General features: G+C 49.8%; 20 protein-coding genes. 10 read left to right on the top strand and 10 right to left on the bottom strand.

Annotation, left to right across the window (positions count from 1 at the left end; translation table 11 throughout):
* Window positions 1-371: 371 nt before the first annotated feature.
* From OXB_RS06965 to OXB_RS06950, 4 genes are read left to right on the top strand one after another with little or no spacing between them, the layout of a single operon-like run.
* On the top strand, window positions 372-755 hold the full coding sequence (locus tag OXB_RS06965; RefSeq protein ID WP_084212400.1) for a GntR family transcriptional regulator: 384 nt from the start codon (window positions 372-374) through the stop codon (window positions 753-755).
* Window positions 752-1,660 carry an ATP-binding cassette domain-containing protein gene (locus OXB_RS06960; protein WP_041072992.1) on the top strand — a complete coding sequence of 303 codons (909 nt, stop codon included), beginning with the start codon at window positions 752-754 and terminating at the stop codon, window positions 1,658-1,660. The genes OXB_RS06965 and OXB_RS06960 overlap by 4 nt, the downstream gene beginning before the upstream one ends.
* Entirely contained in the window at window positions 1,632-2,375 is a 744-nt protein-coding gene (locus OXB_RS06955) for a hypothetical protein (RefSeq protein WP_041072990.1), read from the top strand. Before OXB_RS06960 ends, OXB_RS06955 begins: the two co-directional genes overlap by 29 nt.
* On the top strand, window positions 2,372-3,085 hold the full coding sequence (locus OXB_RS06950) for a hypothetical protein (RefSeq protein ID WP_041072988.1): 714 nt from the start codon (window positions 2,372-2,374) through the stop codon (window positions 3,083-3,085). Before OXB_RS06955 ends, OXB_RS06950 begins: the two co-directional genes overlap by 4 nt.
* 209 nt (window positions 3,086-3,294) lie before the next feature.
* On the opposite strand, the gene OXB_RS06945 is transcribed toward OXB_RS06950, so the two are convergent.
* A complete protein-coding gene (locus tag OXB_RS06945; RefSeq protein ID WP_041072986.1) occupies window positions 3,295-4,197 on the bottom strand; it encodes an EamA family transporter in 903 nt (300 codons plus the stop codon).
* Window positions 4,198-4,363: 166 nt separating this feature from the next.
* Between OXB_RS06945 and OXB_RS06940 the strand changes: the two genes are divergently transcribed.
* On the top strand, window positions 4,364-6,016 hold the full coding sequence (locus OXB_RS06940) for a sensor domain-containing protein (RefSeq protein ID WP_041072984.1): 1,653 nt from the start codon (window positions 4,364-4,366) through the stop codon (window positions 6,014-6,016).
* Between the two features lie 44 nt (window positions 6,017-6,060).
* On the opposite strand, the gene OXB_RS06935 is transcribed toward OXB_RS06940, so the two are convergent.
* The 3 genes from OXB_RS06935 to OXB_RS06925 all read right to left on the bottom strand — a co-directional run bounded on the left by OXB_RS06935 (window position 6,061) and on the right by OXB_RS06925 (window position 9,863).
* Entirely contained in the window at window positions 6,061-6,519 is a 459-nt protein-coding gene (locus tag OXB_RS06935) for a threonine/serine exporter family protein (protein WP_041072982.1), read from the bottom strand.
* Between the two features lie 39 nt (window positions 6,520-6,558).
* Window positions 6,559-7,284 carry a threonine/serine exporter family protein gene (locus tag OXB_RS06930; RefSeq protein WP_041076397.1) on the bottom strand — a complete coding sequence of 242 codons (726 nt, stop codon included), beginning with the start codon at window positions 7,282-7,284 and terminating at the stop codon, window positions 6,559-6,561.
* Window positions 7,285-7,697: 413 nt separating this feature from the next.
* Window positions 7,698-9,863 carry a beta-propeller domain-containing protein gene (locus tag OXB_RS06925; protein WP_041072980.1) on the bottom strand — a complete coding sequence of 722 codons (2,166 nt, stop codon included), beginning with the start codon at window positions 9,861-9,863 and terminating at the stop codon, window positions 7,698-7,700.
* Between the two features lie 202 nt (window positions 9,864-10,065).
* Here OXB_RS06925 and OXB_RS06920 point away from each other — a divergent pair, with 202 nt between their 5' ends.
* Window positions 10,066-11,550, top strand: coding sequence for a DASS family sodium-coupled anion symporter (locus OXB_RS06920; RefSeq protein ID WP_173425999.1), 1,485 nt, complete (start codon window positions 10,066-10,068; stop codon window positions 11,548-11,550).
* Between the two features lie 66 nt (window positions 11,551-11,616).
* Window positions 11,617-12,498, top strand: coding sequence for an SDR family oxidoreductase (locus OXB_RS06915; RefSeq protein ID WP_041072978.1), 882 nt, complete (start codon window positions 11,617-11,619; stop codon window positions 12,496-12,498).
* Between the two features lie 1,023 nt (window positions 12,499-13,521).
* Here the strand turns inward: OXB_RS06915 and OXB_RS06910 are convergent.
* The 3 genes from OXB_RS06910 to OXB_RS06900 form a co-directional block, all read right to left on the bottom strand.
* Complete coding sequence (locus OXB_RS06910) at window positions 13,522-15,723, bottom strand: YhgE/Pip domain-containing protein (protein WP_231860370.1); 2,202 nt, start codon at window positions 15,721-15,723, stop codon at window positions 13,522-13,524.
* 68 nt (window positions 15,724-15,791) lie between these two features.
* The gene (locus OXB_RS06905; RefSeq protein WP_041072976.1) at window positions 15,792-16,361 is read right to left on the bottom strand and encodes a TetR/AcrR family transcriptional regulator; all 570 of its coding nucleotides are present in this window, start codon (window positions 16,359-16,361) and stop codon (window positions 15,792-15,794) included.
* 128 nt (window positions 16,362-16,489) lie between these two features.
* Window positions 16,490-17,656, bottom strand: coding sequence for an aminotransferase class I/II-fold pyridoxal phosphate-dependent enzyme (locus tag OXB_RS06900; RefSeq protein ID WP_041072974.1), 1,167 nt, complete (start codon window positions 17,654-17,656; stop codon window positions 16,490-16,492).
* A 254-nt stretch (window positions 17,657-17,910) separates the two neighbouring features.
* On the opposite strand from OXB_RS06900, the gene OXB_RS06895 reads away from it, so the two are divergent.
* The 3 genes from OXB_RS06895 to OXB_RS06885 all read left to right on the top strand — a co-directional run bounded on the left by OXB_RS06895 (window position 17,911) and on the right by OXB_RS06885 (window position 20,939).
* On the top strand, window positions 17,911-18,846 hold the full coding sequence (locus tag OXB_RS06895; RefSeq protein WP_041072972.1) for an agmatinase family protein: 936 nt from the start codon (window positions 17,911-17,913) through the stop codon (window positions 18,844-18,846).
* Window positions 18,847-18,951: 105 nt separating this feature from the next.
* Window positions 18,952-19,590, top strand: a complete 639-nt coding sequence (locus OXB_RS06890) for a helix-turn-helix transcriptional regulator (protein WP_041072970.1) — start codon at window positions 18,952-18,954, stop codon at window positions 19,588-19,590.
* Between the two features lie 89 nt (window positions 19,591-19,679).
* On the top strand, window positions 19,680-20,939 hold the full coding sequence (locus tag OXB_RS06885; protein ID WP_052483897.1) for an Nramp family divalent metal transporter: 1,260 nt from the start codon (window positions 19,680-19,682) through the stop codon (window positions 20,937-20,939).
* Between the two features lie 54 nt (window positions 20,940-20,993).
* Here the strand turns inward: OXB_RS06885 and OXB_RS06880 are convergent, their stop codons facing one another.
* From OXB_RS06880 to OXB_RS06870, 3 genes are all read right to left on the bottom strand, one after another.
* Window positions 20,994-22,220 carry a Zn-dependent hydrolase gene (locus tag OXB_RS06880; RefSeq protein ID WP_041072968.1) on the bottom strand — a complete coding sequence of 409 codons (1,227 nt, stop codon included), beginning with the start codon at window positions 22,218-22,220 and terminating at the stop codon, window positions 20,994-20,996.
* Window positions 22,217-22,960 (bottom strand): L-2-amino-thiazoline-4-carboxylic acid hydrolase, encoded by a 744-nt coding sequence (locus tag OXB_RS06875; protein WP_041072966.1) that lies wholly within the window; start codon window positions 22,958-22,960, stop codon window positions 22,217-22,219. The genes OXB_RS06880 and OXB_RS06875 overlap by 4 nt, the downstream gene beginning before the upstream one ends.
* A gap of 108 nt (window positions 22,961-23,068) precedes the next feature.
* A complete protein-coding gene (locus tag OXB_RS06870) occupies window positions 23,069-24,286 on the bottom strand; it encodes a trans-sulfuration enzyme family protein (protein ID WP_041072964.1) in 1,218 nt (405 codons plus the stop codon).
* Window positions 24,287-24,334 lie beyond the last annotated feature (48 nt).

The raw sequence follows: 24,334 nt of genomic DNA, 5'->3' as shown, positions 1-24,334 counted from the left end.
CCCTTTCGTTTCTCGAAACTTTATAGCTCCCATTATAGCACGCTAGGCAGAGGGCACGATTTTCTTTTGTCCGGGCCGGGTTGCTTGCGTTCGACGGCGAATTCATTGCACAGCGATCGTTGCTTGCGCTCGCCGCCCGGTTTGTTGCACTCACATGCGCTTTCCTTGCACTCAGCGCTAGGTTGCTTGCGTTCAGCGGCGAATTCATTGCACAGCGCACGTTGCTTGCGCTCGCTCCAATTGCAAACCCGCGCTTCTCCCGCTACACTCTATACTTTTACGTTAATTTCCCGGTTCGCCCTTGTATTTCATTTCCAAATAGCATATAGTACATTACAACAGTAATGCACTGGTCAACAGGAGGTGACGTGATGCTCGATTTGGATAGTTCGAAACCGATTTATATTCAGATTGCGGAATGGATTGAAAGTGAAATCATCGATGGGACGCTGCAGGCGGATGAGAAAGTTCATTCACAATACCAACTGGCTGAGATTTTCAGTATTAATCCGGCGACGGCGGGAAAGGGGTTGACCTTGTTGCTAGATGCAGGAATCGTATATAAAAGGCGGGGGCTCGGGACTTTCGTTTCGTCCGATGCCCGTGATGTTTTGCTTGTCAAACGGAAAGAAGAGACACTTCAGGGACTGATCCGGAAATTGTTGACGGAGGCGCGGTTGCTCGGCGTCGACGACGAGCATCTGTTGTCCATGATTGAAGCGGAGCGTGCGCAGACGAAGGAGGGGGAATCATGAACGTTATTGAATTTCACGATGTCTCGAAAACATTCGGGACGCATAGCGTATTGAACCGATTGAACTTCGCCATCGAAGAAGGCATCTTGACGGGCGTGATCGGACGGAATGGAGTCGGCAAGTCGACTTTGATGAAAATCGCAACGGGGCATATCGAAACGACTTCCGGAGAGGTGCGGATCTTTTCGGAAGATCCTTTCAATAATTTAAAAGTTTCGGCGAACACCATTTTGGTCGATGATACGCTAAGCTTTTCCGACAAGCTGACATTGAAGGATATTCTGTACGAGGCGGCCCGTTTTTATCCGAATTGGGATGCGGGTCTCGCGCAAAGGCTCTTCGATTATTTTCATTTCCACCCCGATTCCCGGCATGCGACTTTATCAAAAGGGAAAAAAAGCACGTTCAACACCATTTTCGGGATTGCGGCCCACTGTCCGCTGACCATTTTTGATGAGCCGACGAACGGTATGGATACGGCGGTCCGGAAAGATTTCTACCGGGCACTCCTGAAAGATTATATCGCCCATCCGCGAACCATTTTATTGTCCAGCCACCACCTGGAGGAGATCGAGGATTTGCTGGAAGATATTTTACTGATCCATGATGGCGGCGTCCGGTTCCACGGGCCGATCACCGAGCTGCAAGAAAAATTCATCAAGCTGGTCGGCAAAGAAGAGAAGTTGGCTTATATCGCAGTAAACAGAACAACCTATGGCCGGCTTCAAAACGGCGCTTGGAGTGAACTCATATTGGAGAATAACCTGTCCGATGAGGAAACGGCAAAATTGACGGAAGCGGGCCTAAAGGTACTGCCGGTTTCGGCGAATGAGGCCTATGTCATCTTGACGGCCGGGTTGAATGGAGGGATCGATGATGTATTTGACAGAACCGCGGCTGACTGAGATTGTCCGGAAGCAAGTGCGCTATAAGTTCAACGCATATACAGGTGTATTCACCTCCCTGATGGTCATGCAAATCATCGGCATGCTGTTGGGATTCAACTCGAGGAGCAGTTTCTATGGCGGTTCGTCGATGGAAATCACCGTGACGACGGCTACCGGCGACTTTCCTTTTATCATGACGCTCATTTGGGCCTTTACAACAGGCATTTTATTGACGACAACCGCATACCGCAATGACGCCTTCGCTTACGTGTCGAACCGGATGAGCCATCACGTGTCGAGCTTCCTCTTCCTATTGGCAGCCTCCGCAATCGGCGGTGCAACGGCAGTGCTGGCCGGCTCGATCGTCAAATTCATCTCCTTGTTCCGGTCGGAGCCGTTCCTGATCAGTTCTTGGGATATTTTCACGGCACCGATGGAATTCTTTACACAAATGGCGACTGCCATTTTGTATGTCATTTTGATTGCCAGCATTGGCTATGGCATCGGAGCGCTAGTTCAGCGGAGTAAGCTTGTCATTCCGCTGCTCATCCTTGTCTTGTTCGTCTTGCCATTCTTTACAGGTTTTCTTACATTTGAAATCATCGAGAAAGCAGCAGAGTTCTATGGAGTGGAAACCTCCCTTCCCGTCTTTCTCTTGAAGGTGGCTGTCACAGTGGCCGGCCTGTTTGGGATGGCGGCATTCTTGACGGATCGATTGGAGGTGAGGAAATGATGGTAGCTGCATTCCTCCCTGTTCTCCTTATCCTATTGCTCTTGTTCGTTTTTCTTCCGAAAAAGAGGAGATTTTCCAATAGGGTGCAAATAGACCGCAAATGGACCTATGTGTTCTTTGCCGCCTATTTGGCAATTTTGCTTATCGCTGCAGTCACTGTCGGATTCCTTGACAGCCGGGAACCGCTAGAACTTCCGATGGCGAACGAAAATGCGGAATACGAGCTCGATGAAATGGTTTGGTCGGGTAATGTCGATGCCCTTCCTGCTGACCGGATCATCAGGGATCAGACCTACCCCGTCCAGGATAGGTTTCGTATTGTCAATCAAGTGACGGAGTTCGAAGAATCCCCCCAAATCATATTGGAGCGGAAAGATACGGACGATGGGGTGATTGAGGAAAAAATCATCAGGGCTTTCCTTATCGTCGGTCCCTATGATCTATCTGGCCGGGTCGAGCACTTTCTTCCCCGCTGGGAGGACGGCCAGATGATCATTTATCCACAGCCAAAGTCCCGCCTGGAGCTGAACTCCTATGAAGACGCCGAACTGCTACAGCAATTCACAGGGAAGTCGCGTCGCGGTGGAATGGACCTTGGTTCATCTACATCACGGGGTCAACTCATCTATCTTCGCGTTCCAAAAGGGTTAGTAGTCGATATTGATGATGGTTTGTATGCCTCGTGGCTCGATGAAGAGGAATCCATGTGAAAAAACGGGGCTGTCCGAAAAGTCCAGGCACAGAGTTGGATACTAGCAAAAAGCAAGGGCGCCGGGAGACTCCTGCGGGAAAGCCGGCCGACGAGACCCCGCACGGCTGTAAGCCGGAGGAGGCTCGTCGGCTGGCCCGCGGAAAGCGACCAGAGCCCTTGCTTTTTGCGTGTTTAACCGGAAAATCCACTTTCTGGACAGCCCCGTTTTTATTTTTCCCGTGCTTTACTTCCCGCAATTGACAAGCCCACAACGCCAATGAGCATGACGAGCGCCCCTGCAAGTTGCCACATCCCGAGCACTTGCCCGAGCCACAGGACCGAGATGACCATCGCAGTCAGCGGTTCGAAGCTGGATAAAATACTCGTCTCGACCGGGGTGATGTATTTCATGCTTCCTAAAAACAAGGAGAAGGCGACCGTCCCGACGATGACGACCAAGGCGAGCATGCCCGCGATCCGCCAGTCGAGCAGCGGTTCGTACCCCGAGAGGACGGCCATCGGATTCACGATGAATAAAGCCGCTCCTCCAATCAGCATCCCCCACCCTACAGCGAGCAGCACTCCCCATTCGCTCATCAAGCGGACGGGATACAAGGTGTAGAAAGCGAAGGTGAGCCCGACCGCAACACCCCACGCCACTGCTACCTTGCTCAGTGTAAACGCAGCAAACGATCCATCCGTCATTAAGAGGAACAGCCCGATGATGGTGACAGCGATTCCGATCACTTGTGCGCGAGGTGGCAATGCCCACTGCCGCCATGAGATGAAAATGATAATAAAGATCGGCGCCAAAAATTGAAATAATGTAGCGATTATGGCATTGCTAGATTCGATGGATCCGAGAAAAGTATATTGAACTCCGAGCATCCCGAATATGCCAAACAAAATAAGTTGCCGGGACCATACTTTTTGCTGCAAGGGAGCTAAAATTCGCACTCCTCTCCCTCTCAGAATGGAAAGAAGCAGAATCCCGGCCACTATCATTCTCACAATGATTAAAAAAGAGCGTGTCATCGCACTCTCTGTAAGGAGCCATTCCATCATAGGCCCTGTCGCTCCCCACAACACGGCACCTATGATGATCATCGCGATTCCTTTGAACCGTTCCATCGAAACTCTCCTCTCCAGTCCGACCTTACCATGCCCATTCACCTAATGATTCGATTGAAAAACTCCTAAAAATAAACAAAAGTTGGAGATTTGTCATAATCATGGTGAAAAGCAAAAAATGTTTTATTATAATAGTAGTATAAAACATCCAAAAGGGGACAGTGATATGAAATCCGAAAGCGGGCAATTTATGCCGGAACTCCCGGACCTTCTGCATAATCTTGAGCAGTTCTACATGGTGAGTCGCACCGATGCAGAGGGTGTCATATTCTACACGAACAAAAAATTCCTCGACATCAGCAAATGGACACCGAAACGGATTCTCGGAAAGACGGTGTGGCAAATGTTCCCCGAAACGGAAGAAGGGGTCGAACAAGCCCATCTTATTTGGGATACCGTGCGCAAAGGGAAAACATGGTCCGGCGCAACCGAAAAAATGGGGCGGACCGGCGAATCGTATCATGTCAACCTGATCGCCGTCCCGTTCATGGACGATAAGGGGGAAATGATTTCCGTCACGTTCTTGGAACTGGATATCACACAAGACGTGATTATGCGCAATCAGCTTCAACAGATCGCCTTTATCGACTTTGAGACAGGGCTGATGAGCCGACATAAGCTTGAAGCGACTGTAAATGAAATGATCCAGGAAGACAAGCATTTTTCCTTTGTCCATATTGCGATTGACCATTATTACACTTTGAAAGACTTGCATTCCCATGATTCTGAAAGAGAATTGATCAAATCATTCAGCAATCGGTTGAAGCGGTTTTTCCAAGACAATCCGATCGCCCGGATCGGCATCAGTGAATTCGCCGTCTTGACACCATTCGGCGATTGGTATATCCAAGGATTTCTCGAATTTTTGGAGCAAAACCCGATTTATATCGACAATAATGCCTTGCCGATTTCCGTCAGCGGAGGGATCGTCCGGTTCCCGGAAGACCAACAGACGTATAACCATCTCATCCAGGCAGCGCTGACCGCAACCAAGGATGTCATTGAACACGGCGGTGGAAAAATCGTTTCATTGACCGCCGAATCGCATCGCGGGCTCAATCGTCGTGCCTCGATCGACCGGAAAATGTTGACCGCCTTGAAAGAACAGAGCCTCCAGGTCGTCTACCAACCACAATGGGACGTGGCAAGCGGACAGATCAATATGTATGAGGCCCTTGTCCGTTGGGAGGACGATGAACTTGGGATTGTGACGCCGGAAGAATTGATCTCCGTTGCAGAGGAAAACGGACTTATTCATGAAATCGGCGCGTTTGTGTTGCGGAATGCCGCCCAACTAGCAGCGGAATGGGCAAAAAGTAAACAAGATATTAAAATTTCGGTGAACTCGTCCGTCCGGGAATTCAGCAATGCCCGGATGCCTGAAAAAGTCCATTCGATTTTGGAAGCAACCGGCTGCCCGTCCAACCGGATCCAACTCGAGATTACAGAACGGTTCGCCTTCCAAGCCGAAGAAGAGCAGTCCCTCGTCGGTCAAATGAATGACCTGAAAGAAGAAGGGATCGACTTCGCTCTCGATGATTTCGGGACCGGATACGGTTCGTTCCGTTTTCTACAAAACTTGCCGATTTCAAAAATCAAGATAGATAAAGAGTTTATCGGTTCTTTATTGACCCACAACAAGACGCAACAATTGGTGGAAGGGATGATCCGCCTTGGGAAATCCCTCGGTCTCTATGTCGTCGCGGAAGGTGTGGAGACAGAGGAACAGAAGGATCTGCTCATCTCGATGGGCGTCGATGCCATCCAGGGCTATCATATCGGTGTGCCTGTCACCCTCGAGAAAATTGCCGTCTTGTGATAGACAAAAAACGGAGTGCTTTCGGATGAAAGGCCACTCCGTTTTTATGTTGCCGATTTTTGTTTCCCCCCATGAAGGGCCCGGAAGATGAGCTGGATCATCACTTCCGCGAACACCAAGCCCATTGCAATCGCCCCCGATACCATGAAAGCGACAGAAGCATAGGACAGAGCAGCCAGATAATCATTTTCCACGACATGCCGCATCGCATTATACGCCGTCCCGCCCGGCACGAGCGGAATGATGCCAGCCACGCTGAAGATGATCATCGGCATCCGAAAGCGCTTCGCGAAAAGATTGGCGACGACGGCGACCGTGAACGCCCCGAAAAACGAGGAACGGACCGGATCCTCGAGCATTTCATTGAACAATTGATAGACAAGCCAACCCGTCATCCCCGCCAATCCGCAGTATAACAGCATCCGACGCGGCGCGTTGAATAAAATGCCAAACCCCATCGTCGCCAAAAAACTGAGAGCGCCTTGCAGGAGAAATGAAGTCATCTTAACCCGCTCCTCTCCATTACTATCTGAACAATTCAGTTAAAAGGCTAACACAAGCGCCACCCCAGCCCCGATGGCGAAGGAAGTGAGGAAGGCCTCGGCCCCTTTTGACAAACCTGACACGAAATGGCCTGCCATCAAATCCCGTACCGCATTCGTGATCAAAAGACCGGGAACAAGAGGCATGACCGACCCGATGATGATCGTATCCAATTCCGTTCCGACGCCTCCCCTGACAGCCACATAACTGATCAACCCGACAAACAGGGCAGCCACAAATTCGGCGAAGAACTTCACCCGTGTCCATTCCTGGATGAATGTGACGACAAGAAATCCGAAGCCCCCTGCGAAAATGGCAGCCGGAAGATCGATCCACCGCCCGCCGAACATAAGAAGAAAACAGCCGCTTGCCACAGCGGCCGCAATGATTTGGAGCCAGATCGGGAACATGACATTCTCCCGTTCGATTTGTTTCAGGCGGGCATACGCCTCTTCCAAAGTATATTCCCCGGCGGCCAGCTTGCGGGACACGTCATTGACGAGTGCAATCTTCTCCAAATCGGTCGATCGATGCTCAATCCGGATCAATTTCGTATGATGTGGGCTGCCCGGGGAAAAAATGATCCCCGTCGGCGTCACAAAACTATGCGTGGCGGATAGTAACTGCGTTTGCGCCATCCGAGCCATCGTATCCTCCACCCGATACGTCTCCGCCCCCGCCTCCATCATGAGCCGGCCGGCCAACAGACAACAATCGATCGCCATTTCCTTGTCCCCCACCCCGTCCGCCTCCTTTTGAATTTATCTTAGCGAAGAGCAATGGAAAATACAATGTATGGAAGAATAAAAGACCGATCCGAATACACATACTATCGGGAAACAGGAGAAAAGGTGATGGCGTATCGTACAGCAACAAAGCGAACACGGACCTGAGACTGCTCTTATTACATGCTCGCCGCAACGAATTTCTCCGAGGTGCGGCAGTTTCGACCGAGGGTGTGACAGTCCAGAGACAGGGTGACTCAGTTCCGGACCAGCGTCGGACAGTTTCACCGGGGTGCGGCAGTTTCGACCGAGGGTGTGACAGTCCAGAGATAGGGTGACTCAGTTCCGAACCAGCGTCGGACAGTTTCACCTCATAGTGAAAAGGCCGTCCGACTTTCCGGACGGCCCCCTCTTCATTGCAATTGCAACGTATTTTCCTTTTTCATTGAATCCAAGCCGTATTGAGTAATTTCCTTCATCGAAATGGTGTACAGTTTATCACCGCTATACAAGATGCGCTGGATTTCCTTTTCCCAATCGACGTATTGCTCTCCCGGTTGTTTCCCTTCCAATAAATCGCCTTTCAACACAATCCCTTTTTCCGGTGTGATTTCATAAATGAGCGCACCTGCCCCGAGGAAGTCCACATCCCAGAATTCCTTGTTTTGCTTCCGTTCTTCGTAGAGGACGGCCGGGAATCCGAATAAATTCCGTTGCGGGTGCTGGAATAATGATTTATGGTCATGCTGGATCGGGGAGTAACTTCCCCGTCCCCCGATAATTTCGGTATCCTTCTCTTTCGGATTAGCGAAGTCCGATACATCGAATAGGGAGATCTTCATCCCTTCCGTTAGAATAATCGGTTCGCCGCCTTGCGGATTTTTCTTTGCCGTCGTTTCATAGCCGAATCCGATGAGATGATGTTCATCCAATGGGTGCAAATAGTTGCTGAAACCCGGAATCTTCAACTCCCCAAGCACTTTCGGCGCGACCGGATCGGCGATATCGATGACAAAGAGCGGGTCCGTTTCCCGGAAAGTCACCATATACGCCTTCTCCCCCATGAAACGAGCGGAATAAATGCGCTCCCCTTTTGCTAGCCCTTCTACCGACCCGACCTGCTTCATGTTTTCATCTAAGATGAATAGATGATTTTTGGAAGGGTTCTTTTCATCCCATTGATTCCCCTCCGTCGTGACGGCCCGGAAATGGCCGTTATGTTCATCCATCGAGAACTGGTTCAGCAGCGTCCCTTTCAACGTGGCGGAATTTTGGAATGCGACATTTGTTCCGTCCAGCGCAAACTTGAACACTTCACTGTTGGCACTGCCAGGGTTCCAGATCATCGACCGCGCCTGCCCGCCTGCCGCAGAACCCGTTTCATAAATCGATGCCGTCAAATAGAGATGGTCTTTTGACATGTACAGTTGCTCACTGCTGCCGAGATACCCTTTCGTCACAAGTCCACTTTTTGCAGGCGATGAAAGATCAACAGCCGTGATAATGGAGTACTTTGGCTCAACAGCTCCCGGCAAGATGGAAATGTCCTTATAATCCAATAACTTCGGGGTATCGTCTTCCGTCGAATCCAATACGGCCGGGCGAAGATCCTCCTCTTGCCCCTCTTCCATGATCCAATAGAACGGTTGGATATTCGTAACAAAATAGAGCATATCCCCCGTTTTCCGAGCACCGTTCAAATACCCTTCCGCCCCGACCTCCCGGATCAGCTTCGGCTGTTCCGGTTTGCTGACGTCATAAATTTGGGCAACTGTCATTTCATTCATCGGCATGATCATGTCTGCTGCCTGTTTATTGGACACGCCTTGGTCGGGTGACATTTTCGAGCCAAGAACGATGAGCAGATCATCGTGTAAAAACAAGCTATTTGGATAAAAACTGTCATTCCCCTTCAATTCATGGACTTTCCGGAGTTTTTCCGGATTCCGGATGTCCGAAATCATTACCCTGCTATGGCCCATGATGGAGTAAATGAAATCTCCGTCCGTCTTCACAATATCCGCTTCATCAACTCCAGCGACTTGATTATTCGTCGTCGAGTGATCAGCACTGCCAGACTGCGCTTCTGCTTTGTCATTTGCACTTTCCATAGTTGCCGATTCCTGACGCAGCGCTTTCCTCTCGCTTTCCATCATGCTTTTCGCCCGATCAAAATACGCTTTCAGTTCTTTTTCCGATGCAACCGAAGTGATCGTTTCATGGACCGTGAAATCAATCCGATCCGATTGCAGGGATTTGTATCGTTTCCCTTTCACGGCCTCTTTTTTAATATGCAGCGTATACGCGCCCGGTTCCAGCCCGTTGACGTGAACGGTGTGCCCTTCGTTTTCAATACGGATATCCGTCTCCACCCGATTGCCCTCCTGATCGGTAATATAAAGATCACCGGATCGCTCGGCTTTCTGATTCAACGGAGCCGAGAAACCTGCCTGCCAGCCTTTCTCGGTCAGTGCGATTCCCGAAGCCGTTACTGTCACTCTTTGAATAGATAAAGCGAATGCCAATGCCAAGAAGGCGATGGCTACCCCGGAAGCAATCCAGATAACCGGTTTTCTCAAGTGGACCAACCCTTTCCATTTTCTTTGTTATTCCATTAGACTCCTGACAGGTAATTTCGTTTCAATTAATTTCAGAATATACTTGGAACGAGTGCGTTCATAATTTATTCAATTCCGGGAAAGCTGAATAGAGCGTTTTATAGCTACTTCGTTTTGGGTACTGGAACTATACATACATGTTCATCGGAAAGGATGAATCCGTTTGAAATCTACTGAAACGACCATCAAATCGAAACGAAACCTCAAGCCTCTTTGGATTGCACTTGCTTTTGCAGCCTTGATTGTCATCGTGTTGCTGCCTAACCACCAGGAACTTCCGGTAGCTGGTCAACGGGCTCTCGCCATCTTGGCATTTGCGGTCATCTTATGGATGACGGAAGCGGTCACCTATCCAGTGAGCGCCGCCATGATCATCGCCCTGGTCGCACTCTTGCTCGGACTTGCCCCGGATATGGCCAATCCTGATGTCATGCTCGGGACGAAAGATGCGCTTAAGATGGCGTTGGGCGGATTTTCCAATTCGGCCGTCGCCCTTGTGGCTGCCGCCCTGTTCCTGGCTGCTGCCATGCAGGCGACGAATCTTCACAAACGGCTAGCATTGTACATCCTTTCGAAAGTCGGCGTCCGGACAGGCGCCATCGTTTTCGGAGCGATACTTGTATCGATCATACTTGCGTTTTTCGTGCCAAGCGCTACGGCACGGGCCGGCGCGGTCGTTCCTATTTTGCTTGGAATGGTGGCCGCATTCGGTTTGCCACATAATAGCCGGCTTGGTGCCCTGCTCGTCATCACGGCAGTACAGGCTGTCTCCATTTGGAATATCGGTATCAAGACGGGAGCGGCCCAAAATATGGTCGCCCTCGGGTTCATCGAAAAGGAATTCGGCGTCTCGGTCGCGTGGAGCTCTTGGTTCCTCTACGCCGCTCCTTGGTCCATCATCATGTCCGTCATCCTCTACTTTGTCATGTTGCGGATCATTAAACCGGAAACGAAAGTGGTTGAAGGCGGGAAGGAATTGATTCAAAATCAATTGAAAGAAATGGGACCGATTACGTCAGCGGAAATTCGTCTCATCGTCATTTCCATCGCCCTCCTTTTCTTCTGGTCCACCGAGGAGAAACTCCATCCTTTCGATACGACAACCGTGACGCTTGTAGCGTTGGCTATCCTATTGTCGCCAAAGATCGGGGTCTTTGACTGGAAGACGGTGGAGAAGCTGATTCCTTGGGGGACAATCATCGTCTTTGCCGTCGGGATTGCGCTTGGGACCATCCTATTGGACACAAATGGCGCCCAATGGTTGTCGGATAAAGTGTTCGGCGCAATGGGACTTGACCATATGCCGCTGATTGCGACCATTGCCTTGCTGTCCCTATTCAACATTTTGATCCACTTGGGGTTTGCCAGTGCAACGAGCCTGTCGTCGGCGCTCATCCCAATTTTCATCGCCTTGACCTCAACGCTGGCAATCGATGCCAACGATGTCGGGTTTGTTCTGATTCAACAATTTGTCATCAGTTTTGGCTTCTTGCTACCGGTGAGTGCACCGCAAAATATGCTCGCATACGGGACCGGCGCCTTTACCGTCAAGGATTTCCTGAAGTCAGGGATACCTCTGACCGTGATTGGGTATTTGCTCATCCTTTTATTCAGCGCCACGTATTGGAAATGGATCGGACTGTTGTAAATCCGTTTATTCCCCGTCAGTTGGGGAACATTTCTACTAGTGACAGCTACGAAGGAGGAACTTACATTGTCTGAAAACAAATACGAAAAAATCGACAAAGCAGTGACGCCGCAAACGCAGGAGCAGCAGCCCGGCGTGGAAGCAGAGATGACGCCGGAGCCGGTTTATGAAGACGAAAATTACAAAGGGTCGGATAAATTAAAAGGGAAAAATGCGTTGATTACCGGCGGGGATAGTGGAATTGGGCGTGCCGTCGCGGTTGCATATGCGAAGGAAGGTGCCAATGTCGCCATCGCCTATTTGGATGAAGCCGAAGAAGTCGATGCTGATAAAACGGTGGAATTGATTCAAAAGCACGGCGGAAAAGCGATGAAGATTCAAACGGATATTAGCGAAGAGGAAAATTGCGAGGAGTTGGTCCAGAAGGTCATCGATGAGTGGGGACATCTCCATATCCTCGTCAACAACGCGGGCAAGCAGTTTCCGCAGAAGGACTTCGCCGACATATCGGCCGATCAAATGCGGGAGACATTCGAGACAAACTTCTTCGGTTTGTTTTATATGACGAAAGCGGCGGTGGCGCAGATGACGGAAGGCGACACGATCGTCAACACATCCTCGATCACGGCGTATAACGGTTCGCCGGGATTGATCGATTATTCCGCGACAAAGGGGGCGATCACCTCTTTCACCCGCTCCCTTGCCTTGAACTTGGCCGAGAAGAAAATCCGGGTCAACGCAGTCGCCCCCGGCCCGATTTGGACACCGCTCATCCCGGCCACTTTCGATGCCAAAAAGGTCGAGCAGCACGGCGGGGATACACCAGTCAAACGACGGGGCCAACCGGCGGAAAATGCACCGGCCTATGTGTTTTTAGCCTCCAATGACTCCAGCTACATGACCGGGCAAACGATTCATGTCGATGGCGGGGATTATGTTGGTTCTTGATGAGAGAACTCTCGAAGTGAAAACTTCGGGGGTTTTTTGTTTGGTTGTGCTTTCGAGGGCGGGAGATGGGGATTTTGTTTCGAACTTCTAGGAAAACGTTTTGAGGTTGAGGGAATACTTTTCGAGGTTCGACGGGAACGTTTCGAGCCCCCGGTGTAGTGTTGCGAGGTAGGGGAAAAACGTTGCGAGGTGGGGATTTTGTTTCGAACTTCCAGGAAAACGTTTTGAGGTTGAGGGAATCCTTTTCGAGGTTCGGCGGGAACGTTTCGAGCCCCCGGTGTAGTGTTGCGAGGTAGGGGAAAAACGTTGCGAGGAGGGGATTTCGTTTCGAACTTCCAGGAAAACGTTTTGAGGTTGAGGGAATCCTTTTCGAGGTTCGGCGGGAACGTTTCGAGCCCCCGGTGTAGTGTTGCGAGGTAGGGGAAAAACGTTGCGAGGAGGGGATTTCGTTTCGAACTTCCAGGAAAACGTTTTGAGGTTGAGGGAATCCTTTTCGAGGTTCGGCGGGAACGTTTCGAGCCCCCGGTGTAGTGTTGCGAGGTAGGGGAAAAACGTTGCGAGGAGGGGATTTCGTTTCGAACTTCCAGGAAAACGTTTTGAGGTTGAGGGAATCCTTTTCGAGGTTCGGCGGGAACGTTTCGAGCCCCCGGTGTAGTGTTGCGAGGTAGGGGAAAAACGTTGCGAGGAGGGGATTTCGTTTCGAACTTCCAGGAAAACGTTTTGAGGTTGAGGGAATCCTTTTCGAGGTTCGACGGGAACGTTTCGAGCCCCGGGTGGAGTGTTGCGAGCTGGGGGAAAAACGTTGAGAGGTGGGGATTTTGTTTCGAGCTGCCCTGGATTTGTTGCGAGGCTGGACAATTACGTTGAGAGGTTTCTATGAAACGTTTTGAGGCTTGTATGAAGCATTTCGAAGTGCGGCTGATTTGTTTCGAGGAAGAATGAAAACTCGGGAGACTCGCCAGTCACCGCTGTTCTCAAAAACAAAGCCCCCGCCATGATGATTCATGACAAGGGCTTGCCTAATTAAGCTTCTGCCGTTTCTCTTGAATAGCGTCTCGTGAAAATTAAGGCGAAGTAACCGAATGTGATGGCGAGACATGCTCCTGTGAAGGCGAGCAGAATGCCATTGTTCGCCCAAAGGAATCCGATGTCGCCTGTCGAGATGGCGCCTTTGAATGCATGGACGGAGTAGGTCATCGGCAACAATGTGTTGAAGAATTGCAGCGGTTCCGGAATCAATTCCAACGGGAAAGTGCCCGCGCTCGTGGTCAGCTGCAAGATCAACACGAGGATGGCCATGAATCGTCCCGCGTCCCCGAAGAGAGAGACGAACATTTGGACGATTGCGATGAATGTATAGCTTGTGATAATCGCCGTCAAGATGAAGAGCGGCGTGTTCTCGGTTTCCATGCCGAGCCCGAACTTGACGACCGCCACGGCGATCAATGCTTGAATCAGTCCCACTGCCGCGAGGACAGATACTTTGCTGGCGAACCAGCGGAACGGGCCGGTCGGCTTGATGGCCGGTTCGACGAGCGGGAAGACGATGGATAACAGCAGCGCGCCGACGAATAATCCGAGGGATAGGAAATACGGAGCGAAGCCGGTTCCGTAGTTCGGCACGTGGTTGATGCCTTCTTTGTCAACAGAGACCGGGGCGGCAGCCATTTCGAATGTTTTTTCGGACGGCTGTACCCCGCTTGCGGTTTCGTTCGCTTCGGCCAGTTTTTCTTGAAGCGTGGATGTGCCCTCTTTCAGCTCCCCAAGACCGTTCACTAGTTTACCGGATCCTTCCGCCAATTCTTGTGATTTGGAGGCGAGCGTGCCGGTTCCGGCCGTCAATGTGCCGGTCCCTTCCGTTAATTTCGCCAACCCTGTGGACAAATCGGAAGAACCTCTCCGGGCTGCTGCGGCGCCGTCCGCCAATTTGGCTAATCCGGTCGCAAGTGCTCCGTTTCCACTAGCCAATGAATCGGCGCCGTTTACCAGGGCGGTCGAGGAACTGTTCAATTCATTCAAACCGGCCAATGCTTGGCTGCGTGCCTCGGCAAGTTGGTTGGCGGAGCCATTCAATTGGGCCGCCCCATCCGCCAAAGCCGAAGTTCCGGCGGATAGCTCCTGCATACCAGCCGCCACTTGAGTGCTTCCTTGCTTTAATTCCTCAAGTGCCGCCTTCACCCCGGCTTGTTGCTCTTCGGGTAATGAGGCGAGGATTGGTGCCAATTGTTCGGAAAGTGATTTGACTCCGGAGTTCACTTGTTGGGCACCGCCAGCTAGATCGGTAGCCGCTCCACTGACGGACGCTGTTTTATCATGCAAGTTGCCGATGGCTGCGTTGAATTCCTTTTCTTTTTGAGCAATTTGTCCGTAGCTGCCGGCAAGTTTGCCGACACCTTCTGTGTATTGGGCGATGCCGGATTGCAATTCGCTTGCTCCTGCCGATGCTTGTTCTGCTCCGGTCCGGAGTTCGGCAGCCCCCGTTGCAAGTGTTCCGATGCCTTCATTCAAATCTTTTGCACCGGTTGCGGCTTCGCGGGTTCCTTTCGCTAGCTGATCGGACCCGTCGGCCAATGTGACCGTGCTCGAAGCCAATTTTTCGAGATAGCCTTTCAAGTCCGCGGCGCCTGTGGATAGCTCGGCGGCCCCCTCATCAAGCTGGCCGGCTCCCTCGGCCGCTTCTCCAAAACCTTCTCCCATCTCAGAAATGGAGGCGAACAGTTTTTCCGAATAAGTGGATGCCACTTTTTCATTCACTTCCGCACGGATCCGGTCCATCGCAGTTTCTCCGATCTGGGCAGACAGGAAGTTGAATCCTTCATTCGGTTTATAGACGATCGTCAATTTTTCCGGATTGTCGTCCAACAACGTTGTGGCGTGATCTGAAAAATTTTCAGGGATTTCAATGACAACGTAATAGTCCTGGTTTTTCAACCCCTGCTCCGCTTCCGCATGCGAAACCTCTTGGAAATCAAACTGCTTGCTCTCGATCAGCTTATCCGTCAATTCCCGGCCGAGCGCCAACTGTTCTCCCTCCAGCTCGGCTCCCTCGTCGTTATCGACAATCGCTACGGGCAAGGAGGGCATATTCGCATACGGATCCCAAAAAGCCCAAAGGAACATCCCCGCATACAATACAGGAATGAACAAAATAGCCACCATCGGGACAATCATTTTCCGCGTGCGCAGCAACTGCTTCCATTCCGCCCACGTCATTGTCTTTTTCATGTTTTTCTTCCTCCTAAACTAATTGACCACTTCGGTGTTTCGGTCATTTTTGAATAAAAAAAGGAGTCTCATACTAAGAGACTTTTAAAAAGGGTCCCGCTTAGCAAATCAAGGATGCGCTGCTCAGACAACTCTTCCTCATGCGTCTGTTCCCAATCGACGATCAGGGCCAAATACGCTTTGAATAAAAGATACGCGACCAGCTCCGTATCGCATGGCCTCAACTCGCCTCTCGCAATGGCTCGTTCCATCTTTTCCCGGACATAGGCGACAATCTCTTTCTCGATCGTCTCGAGCACTTCTTTGACGGCAGGAGTGCGCAATTCCTTTTCCTCATTCACCAATTTTGCATATAAATGATGCGTCTTGCGGAATTTCAGCATTTGCATCAACCGGGCATGGGCATTTTCTTCGAATGAAGCCCCTTCGACCGAAACCGCGTCAGCTTCCATCCGCATCTCGTTGATCATTTTCATGACAATGGCATTGAAGAGTTCCTCTTTATTTGCAAAGAATGTGTAGATGGTCCCCTTTCCAACGTTCGCTATTTTGGCGACCTGATCCATTGTTGTCGCTTTGTATCCAAAGAGCGAAAACGACTTGGCCGCGGCATCCAATATTTCCTGTCTTCGATCCACTTCTTCACCCACCTCTATTGACTAAAACACAAAAACGGTCATCCAGTCATCATAATACACCGCTCCTTTATAGATTGCAAGTGCGATATAAAAAAAAGAAAAGGACCAAAGTACAGTCCTTCCCCTTTTTATGAATAAGTTAGTTCTTTCAACTGCTCGATCGCCTGCTCCAACAATTCCGTCCTCTGAACGAGTGCAATCCGGACATAGCCTGCTCCCTCGGAACCGAAGATGCTTCCGGGCACCATGACGACGCCGGCTTCTTCGATCGCCTTGAAGACAAAATCGATATCATTCATGTCCGATGGGTATTTTGCCCAGACGAACATACCGCCTTGGGACGGGGTTGCCGTCCAGCCAAGCTCATCCAATCCATTCATTAACACGCGATGCCGTTCGGAAAATTCTTGGCGCAGCCGGTCCGTGATCTCCTCCGCATGATCCAACGCCACCGCGGCAGCCTCTTGGATCGGTGCGAAAATCCCATAATCCAAATTCGACTTCAACTGTTTTACAATCCCCAGCATTTCCGCATTTCCTACTATATATGCGATGCGGGCGCCGGCCAAGCTGAAGCTTTTCGATAAGGAATTGATCTCCATCCCGACGTCCATCGCTCCCGGCGTGGATAGAAAGCTGATCGGAGCGTCCCCAGTGAAATAATATTCCGAATAGGCGGCGTCATGCAGGACAATGACGTTGTACTTCCGTGCGAATGCCACCACTTTCTCGAAAAAGGCGGCGTCCGGCATTGCCGGAACCGGATTGCCCGGCAAATTCAATAGGAGCAACTTCGCTTTTTCCGCAATATCGGCCGGAATGGCATCCAGGTCGGGGAGAAAGTTGTTTTCCTCACGGAGTGGCATATCGTAAGGAACCGCCCCGGCAAGTTTAATGCCCGCCTCGTATGCCACGTAAGCCGGATTCGTATTCAGGACGATATCCCCTTCATTGCAAAAAGCGAATGGCAGATGGACGAGCCCTTCCTGGGATCCCATCGTCTGCAGCACTTCCGTTTCCGGGTCGATTATTACATTGGTACGTCTTTTATAGTAATCGGCAACCGCCTCGTTAAAACGCTTGATTCCCCCTAGTGTATAACCGTAGGAACTTGCCAGCGCGCTTTGTTCCGATAGTGCCTGCCGTACTTTGACGTCGGGCGGCAAATCCGGGCTGCCCAAACTCAAATCGACGACTGCATGCCCGGCTGCCTTTCTCTTCTCCGCGGCTGCTTTTAAATCTCCAAAAATTGCGGGGGCGAAAATCGACATTTTACTAGACGGTTGAATATTCAAGAGAAAGCACTCCTTATGTGAAAGATGAATGTAGAATTTCAGTTTATCATAAGACGAAATATCAGAGTAGAAGACAAACAAACTTTTCTGTCAAGCAACTCATACCACAGAGTTACTTTTCCGATAAATCTCACACCTGCCTTTAATTATTTTTAATTTTTATCAAAATTAATTTGACTTTATTTAAAACAGGTCCTATATTTAAGTTAAAGCTTCAATTTTTTAAATATAAGCTCGAAAGGAAATGACGAATCATGACAAACATCTACGGCAATACACCTTGCTTCCTTGGAGCAAAGAATATTTCCACTAGTAAGTCACTTGAAGATATAGATGCAGTTGTGTACGGAGTACCTTGGGAAGGTGCGGTAACTTGGGGAGACTATACCGGTTGTGAACTCGGTCCAAAAGTGATGCGCCTGACATCAGCTAGATATAGCGGCTATTTGCCAGAGTTGGATCATATCGATGTGTTCGAACATATGAAACTCGGAGATATCGGCGATATTGACGTTGTACCGGCAGATGTCGATGAAACAATGAAAAGAATTACAAACTTCACAAGCAAGCTTTGGGAAAGCGGAAAATTCCTCATCGGACTCGGAGGAGATCACGGCATCACTTTCCCGATCGTGAAAGCGCTTGCCGAACAAGGCAAAAAAGTCGGGATCATCCATCTGGATGCACACTACGACAACTTGCCATCCCATAACGGCGACCAATATGCACGTTGCAGCCCGTTCGCCCGCTTATATGAGCAAGAAGGCGTTCGCAATGAAAGCATTATCCACACAGGGATCCATGGCCCGAGAAATATTCCGGAAAGTGGGCGCAACGCAAAAGCAGCAGGCGCTGTCACTGTGACAATCAATGATATCCGCAACCACTCCAATTTGAAAGAGTTGGCAGCCGAGCTTCATGCAATGGCGAGCAAAGATGTCGATGTCGTCTACTTGAGCATTTGCAGTGACGTATTGGACTTTGCATTCAACCCTGGCGGCCCGGTTGATGGGAATGGATTGACTTCCCACGAACTATTAACTCTGGTTCATGAAATTTGTAAACAAGGCGTCGTTGGAATGGACTTTGTGGAAATCTATCCACAACAAGATCCGACCCAGCTTTCGGCTCACTTTGCTTCCACAGTCATTTTATATGCACTTGCAGGGGTCATTGCGAGCAGAAAATAAGTTATAATCTACTTTGGATGTCCTGTTTCTGTGGAATCACGGAAACAGGACGCCCATTGTAAAGAAGCAAGCCTTCTTAAATAACTTTGGAAACTGGTGATTCGTATGGCGAAAGAAGAAAATGCAGAAATATTAAAACGCTACCAACCGGTGGCAGACATGATCGCCGCAACGTTTGGGCGAAATTGCGAAGTGGTCATTCATGACTTGTCGGACATCCATTCCTCACTCGTTTATATAGCTGGCAGTGTTACGGAACGAGCGCTGGGAGCCCCAACAACAGAAGTCATCTTAAAAGAGTTGCGGCAACACGGGGATGCCGTGCCTGATATGCTTGGTCAGACGTCACGGACAAGAGATGGGAAGTTCGTAAAGACTTCAAGTTCATTCATTCGAAATGAAAGCGGTAACGTAATCGGCTTCATCGGGATTAACTTCGACATTACTGCATTCTCTATGGTCAATCAGATTATCAAAGATTTTTCCGCAACCCCTGATTTGGATCAACTCGATTCCCCGATGGAGGAGTCGTACGCGAAAAATATTGATGAAGTGTTTGATCAACTAATTACTAGCTCCTTGAAAGAAATCGGAATTCCTATTTCAAAGATGTCCCGGGAAGATAAGATTCAATTCGTTCGCAGTCTGGAAGAGAAGGGAACTTTTTTGATCCAAGGCTCTATCGAAAAAATTGCAAACGCTCTCAAAGTTTCAAAGCAAACAATCTACAACTACTTGGAATAGGCGGATGACACCCTCCCCTATCCCGGGTATTTTTCCCAAAAATAGTTGTAATATTCAATAAATATATTTAGTGACGGGCGGGGAAAATAATGACAACGCAAAAAGAAATAGACACTTCTACAACGGAAAAAAAGTCATTGAAAAATAAACTTAAGGTCATTGGACCAGGCGCGATTATTACGGCTTCATTCATTGGTCCGGGTACTGTAACTACTGCAACACGGGCAGGGGCTTCATTCGGATATGCCATCTTATGGGCAGTTGTATTCTCGATTATTGCAACGATCGTTTTGCAAGAGATGTCAGCCAGACTTGGGATAATTACAAAAAAAGGATTAGGGGAAGCAATCCGGGAACAGTTTGCTAATCCCATCTTAAAGTTCGGTTCGATGTGGCTCGTCATGATAGCGGTCGGAATCGGTTGTGCCGCTTATATTGCGGGGGACCTTCTCGGTACATCGCTCGGGATTTCCACGTTGACCGGAATTCCTTCCAATATTCTCGGACCAATCTTCGGAGTTGTTATTCTAATACTCGGACTCAGCGGCAGTTACAAACTGATTGAGCGTGTCATGGTTGTACTTATCGCTGTAATGAGTGTCACCTTCATCACAACGATGATTGTAGCGAAACCTGACCTTGGTGCTGTATTCCAAGGCGCATTCCTCCCAACCATCCCGACCGGCTCTATTTTAATGGTTATTGCATTGATCGGAACAACTGTCGTACCGTATAACTTCTTTATCCACTCGACAATGGTCCAAGAAAGATGGTCGAAGCCATCTGATTTAAAAGAGGCACGGTTGGATACGACTATCTCCATCTGTATCGGTGGTTTGATTACAGCAGCAATTTTAATCACTTCCGGAACGATGATTTACGGTCTTGAAGTGAAAAGCGTCGCGGATCTGTCCATTCAACTAGAACCGCTACTCGGTGAATGGGCTAAAGTTTTCATCAGTGTCGGATTATTTGCGGCAGGTTTTTCGTCCGCCCTCGCTTCTCCACTTGGAGCTGCTGTTACAATCGGAAGTGTGATGAGATGGGAAAATGGAATGAAAAATAAGAAGTTTAAACTGGTATTCGTCATCGTGATGATAATCGGTATCCTGTCATCCGGTCTAGGTTTCGAACCGCTCGACGTACTTCTTTTTGCCCAGGCATTGAACGGAATTCTACTGCCTGTCATCTCCATCTTGCTGTTGATCATCATGAACAATAAAAACCGTCTTGGCAAATATGTCAACAGCGTCAAAATGAACATCATCGGCGGAATTGTCGCCCTGATTTGTACAGGTTTAGGCCTTTACAGCTTGATTGACGCAATTAAAGCATTTTTAGGTGCTTGATTCATAAAGAAAGAGTGCTGGATTCTCACTTGCGAGGAATCCGGCACTCTTTTTTCACTTAGTTGCAAGTTCGCATATTGTCTCAAACAAGATTCGTGTACCTGTTCCGCAATCGTCTCTCGAACTCCATTCAGCCGGATTATGGCTGATGCCGTTTTCCGATCGGATGAAAATCATGCCGATCGGCCAAGCGTTGTGGAACTGCATGCCGTCATGTCCTGCTCCGCTTGGGAGGGTCAGCGGATCGATGCCCGCTTTTTGGCATGCCTCCCGGATCACGTTTTGAATGAACTCCGAACATGGAACAGGCGTGACGCGTTGCAACGGCTCAATGACCAGCTCCACATTCCGCTTAACGCATACTTGCTCCGCATGGGCCTGGATCTTCCTTTCCACCTCATTGCGAATACCCTCGTCGATCGCCCGATGATCCAAAGTAAATTCGACTTCCCCCGGAACGACATTCACGCCGCCGGGTTTCACGGATATCTGCCCGATCGTCGCAACGGTTTGTGGATACTGTTTCGCTTCCTCTTCAATGAACTGCATAATTTCCACTGCTGCCATCAACGGATCTTTCCGGCTGTCCATCGGAGTCGAACCGGCATGACCCGCCTCGCCGGAAATAATCCATCTTGTCCAAAGCGGACCGGCGATGCCCGATACGATACCGGCGGGAATTCCGTGCTTTTCGAGGACTCGTCCCTGTTCAATATGCAGTTCCACATAGGCTTTCACAGTCGATGGTTCTTTTTTCGCCTCCCCGATACGTTGGGGATCCAATCCGACCTGTTTCATCGCATCCCCAATGATTATACCATTTTTGTCGTCCTGCTGAAGCTGATCCTCTGTCAACGTTCCCGCAATGGCCCTGCTGCCGATCATGCCGAATCCGAAACGGCTGCCTTCCTCATCGGTAAATGCGATAACCTCAATCGGATGATCATGCTGAATCTGTTGCTCGTTCATCGTTTGCACGACCTCAACACCGGCAATGACGCCGAGTGCACCGTCAAACCTGCCGCCGTCCGGAACCGTGTCAATATGGGAGCCGATTAAAACGGCAGGCGCATCTGCCCGCCGTCCTTCGCGCCTTCCTATCAGATTGCCGACCGCATCTTCCCGGACTTCCATGCCTGCTTCTCTCATATAGGAAGCGACGAGCCGCTTGGCTTGCTGTTCTTCTTCCGTAAAGGAAAACCGGGTCACCCCGCCGCTTGGCTGTTTGCCCAGTTCCCCCAAAGTCATCAGTCGATTCCAGAGCCGCTCTTCGTTAATCATTCGGATGTCCCGCTTTCGTCCTTCATTTGAAAACGGAAATGGCAAGTCCCTTCCCGCAGAACATATTGATCATGCACCACTTCAAAGTTCGGGTTATAGCCCTTGGCAATCGAAGGATCGATCATATGACAATACAAAATTCCGTAGTCTTCCATGCCATCTTTTTTCCACTGTTCCGCAAATGCGCATTTCGTAAAGGACTGTTCGATTTCTGTCGGATGAAAATATGTTTCATATTCGAATAGTTCACTGCGCCCCATATCATAGTTGGACAAATAATTCTCCATCGTATTCGGCTTCCCGACGGCCGCCGCACGACGGGCGATATCACGGCCGCGTTCTTCACCAAACACGCCGACGCTATCCATCATCACCTGTTCCCCTTCTTCTTTGCCGAATGTTTCCACCATCGCTTTAGCAATGTGGGCGAACAGTTTCGCCATGATTGCAAACATCGTATACGGTTCGCGGTCCGCTTCTTCCCGTTTCGCATTATAGGCACGCAATGTTTTCTCGATTTGTTCCGAGTCGAATAATTTATCGAACAAAAAAAGCGCATCCTCCTGAAGCACTCCAGCCATTTCAGCCTGTTGTTCATCGATCACTTGTTGAACACCTGCTTGAACAGCCGGTATTCCATCTTCCCCGAAACGTTCAGTCGCCGTTGCTACAATATGTGTCATCAATTTCGCAGTGATCGTATCCATCGTGACAGGTTCCAAGTTTTTTATTTCGCCCATGCAAATTCACTCCGTTCTTTAATAGTTTGTTTTTGTAACATGGAATTTAAAATTTCATCCGGGTCTCCACCGTTGATTTCCGTCACAGGCGGAAGCTTTCCACTCCAATCAACTAGATACCTGTCCAACTTCATGAAAATTTTTACATTGCAATTGATCGAAAGCCCGGGATAAATCCTGTATGATGTCTTCCACATCTTCCAGTCCTGCCGATAGACGGATGAGTCCGTCTGTAATCCCGCTTGCCTTCCGTACAGCTTCCGGCAAGGAGAAATGGGTCATCGTCGCCGGATGTTGCACAAGCGTTTCAGGGTCTCCTAGGCTGAATGAAATCATCGATAATCGTAACGCATCCAGAAAGGCCGTTGCCGATTCCAGACCGCCTTTCACTTCAAACGAGACGATTCCACCCATCCCTTTCATCTGCTTCCGCGCTGTTTCATATTGGGGATGGGATGGCAGGCCGGGATAATAAACCTTGGTCACTTGCGGATGGGATTCCAGGAATTCCGCGATGGCATAGGCATTGGTACAATGCCGCTCCATTCTGAGACCAAGCGTTTTCATGCCTCTCAATAACAAAGACGCATCCCCCGCGCTCAGCACTTGTCCGAGGTCACCCATGATTTGCTGCCGCATAAAGCGGATGCGTTCTCGATCCGCAACGATGACCCCGGCGATCACATCTCCATGCCCATTCAAATATTTGGTCGCACTATGGATTACGATGTCCGCGCCAAGATTCAACGGTTTCTGAAGATACGGCGACATGAATGTATTATCAATCACTAGAGGGATCTGATGTTGTCGCGTAATGTTTGCAATCCCTTCCACATCGAGCACCGTCAACAAAGGATTGGAAGGCGTCTCGATATAAACCGCCTTCGTGTTGTCCTGTATAGCATCCCTAATGCTATCAAAATCCGTGCAATTCACAAAACTGAATGTGATGCCGAATCTTGGAGCCAATGTCTTCAGAAAGTGATAGGTTCCCCCGTAGACATCTTTTGTAACAATAACATGATCGCCATGCTGCAATAGACTGAGCAACACTGTGGAAATTGCCGCCATTCCCGAGCTGACACCGAGGGCCGCCTCGCCGTTCTCAAGAAGAGCCACCCTTTCTTCAAAGGATTGTAATGTTGCATTGCCGTATCTACCATAGTAAACGCCTTCCCGTTTTCCCGCTACCGTCTCCGCGGCGGCTTCATGACTTTCGAAAGAATAGGCCACCGCCGGAACGATCGGTTGAACGACGGCCCCTATGTTCCGGCCTTCCAGATGCCCATGTATCACAGTCGTATCGAACCCCCACTGCCTATCCATATCCAGACCTCCTACAAAGTTTTCTCCTTTCATTATAAAATTCCGCTC

Origin of the sequence: Bacillus sp. OxB-1, assembly GCF_000829195.1 — a bacterium.
Classification (GTDB): Bacteria; Bacillota; Bacilli; order Bacillales_A; family Planococcaceae; genus Sporosarcina.
The sequence above is the reverse complement of the archived record's forward strand: the minus strand, read 5'-3'. Positions and strand labels throughout refer to the sequence as shown.

What these genes read in the sequence shown, in the direction of transcription:
- OXB_RS06965 (WP_084212400.1), top strand. Translation starts at nt 372, where the DNA reads ATGCTCGATTTGGATAGTTCGAAACCGATTTATATTCAGATTGCGGAA.
- OXB_RS06960 (WP_041072992.1), top strand. Translation starts at nt 752, where the DNA reads ATGAACGTTATTGAATTTCACGATGTCTCGAAAACATTCGGGACGCAT.
- OXB_RS06955 (WP_041072990.1), top strand. Translation starts at nt 1,632, where the DNA reads ATGTATTTGACAGAACCGCGGCTGACTGAGATTGTCCGGAAGCAAGTG.
- OXB_RS06950 (WP_041072988.1), top strand. Translation starts at nt 2,372, where the DNA reads ATGATGGTAGCTGCATTCCTCCCTGTTCTCCTTATCCTATTGCTCTTG.
- OXB_RS06945 (WP_041072986.1), bottom strand. Translation starts at nt 4,197, where the DNA reads ATGGAACGGTTCAAAGGAATCGCGATGATCATCATAGGTGCCGTGTTG.
- OXB_RS06940 (WP_041072984.1), top strand. Translation starts at nt 4,364, where the DNA reads ATGAAATCCGAAAGCGGGCAATTTATGCCGGAACTCCCGGACCTTCTG.
- OXB_RS06935 (WP_041072982.1), bottom strand. Translation starts at nt 6,519, where the DNA reads ATGACTTCATTTCTCCTGCAAGGCGCTCTCAGTTTTTTGGCGACGATG.
- OXB_RS06930 (WP_041076397.1), bottom strand. Translation starts at nt 7,284, where the DNA reads ATGGCGATCGATTGTTGTCTGTTGGCCGGCCGGCTCATGATGGAGGCG.
- OXB_RS06910 (WP_231860370.1), bottom strand. Translation starts at nt 15,723, where the DNA reads ATGAAAAAGACAATGACGTGGGCGGAATGGAAGCAGTTGCTGCGCACG.
- OXB_RS06895 (WP_041072972.1), top strand. Translation starts at nt 17,911, where the DNA reads ATGACAAACATCTACGGCAATACACCTTGCTTCCTTGGAGCAAAGAAT.
- OXB_RS06890 (WP_041072970.1), top strand. Translation starts at nt 18,952, where the DNA reads ATGGCGAAAGAAGAAAATGCAGAAATATTAAAACGCTACCAACCGGTG.
- OXB_RS06885 (WP_052483897.1), top strand. Translation starts at nt 19,680, where the DNA reads ATGACAACGCAAAAAGAAATAGACACTTCTACAACGGAAAAAAAGTCA.
- OXB_RS06880 (WP_041072968.1), bottom strand. Translation starts at nt 22,220, where the DNA reads ATGATTAACGAAGAGCGGCTCTGGAATCGACTGATGACTTTGGGGGAA.
- OXB_RS06875 (WP_041072966.1), bottom strand. Translation starts at nt 22,960, where the DNA reads ATGGGCGAAATAAAAAACTTGGAACCTGTCACGATGGATACGATCACT.
- OXB_RS06870 (WP_041072964.1), bottom strand. Translation starts at nt 24,286, where the DNA reads ATGGATAGGCAGTGGGGGTTCGATACGACTGTGATACATGGGCATCTG.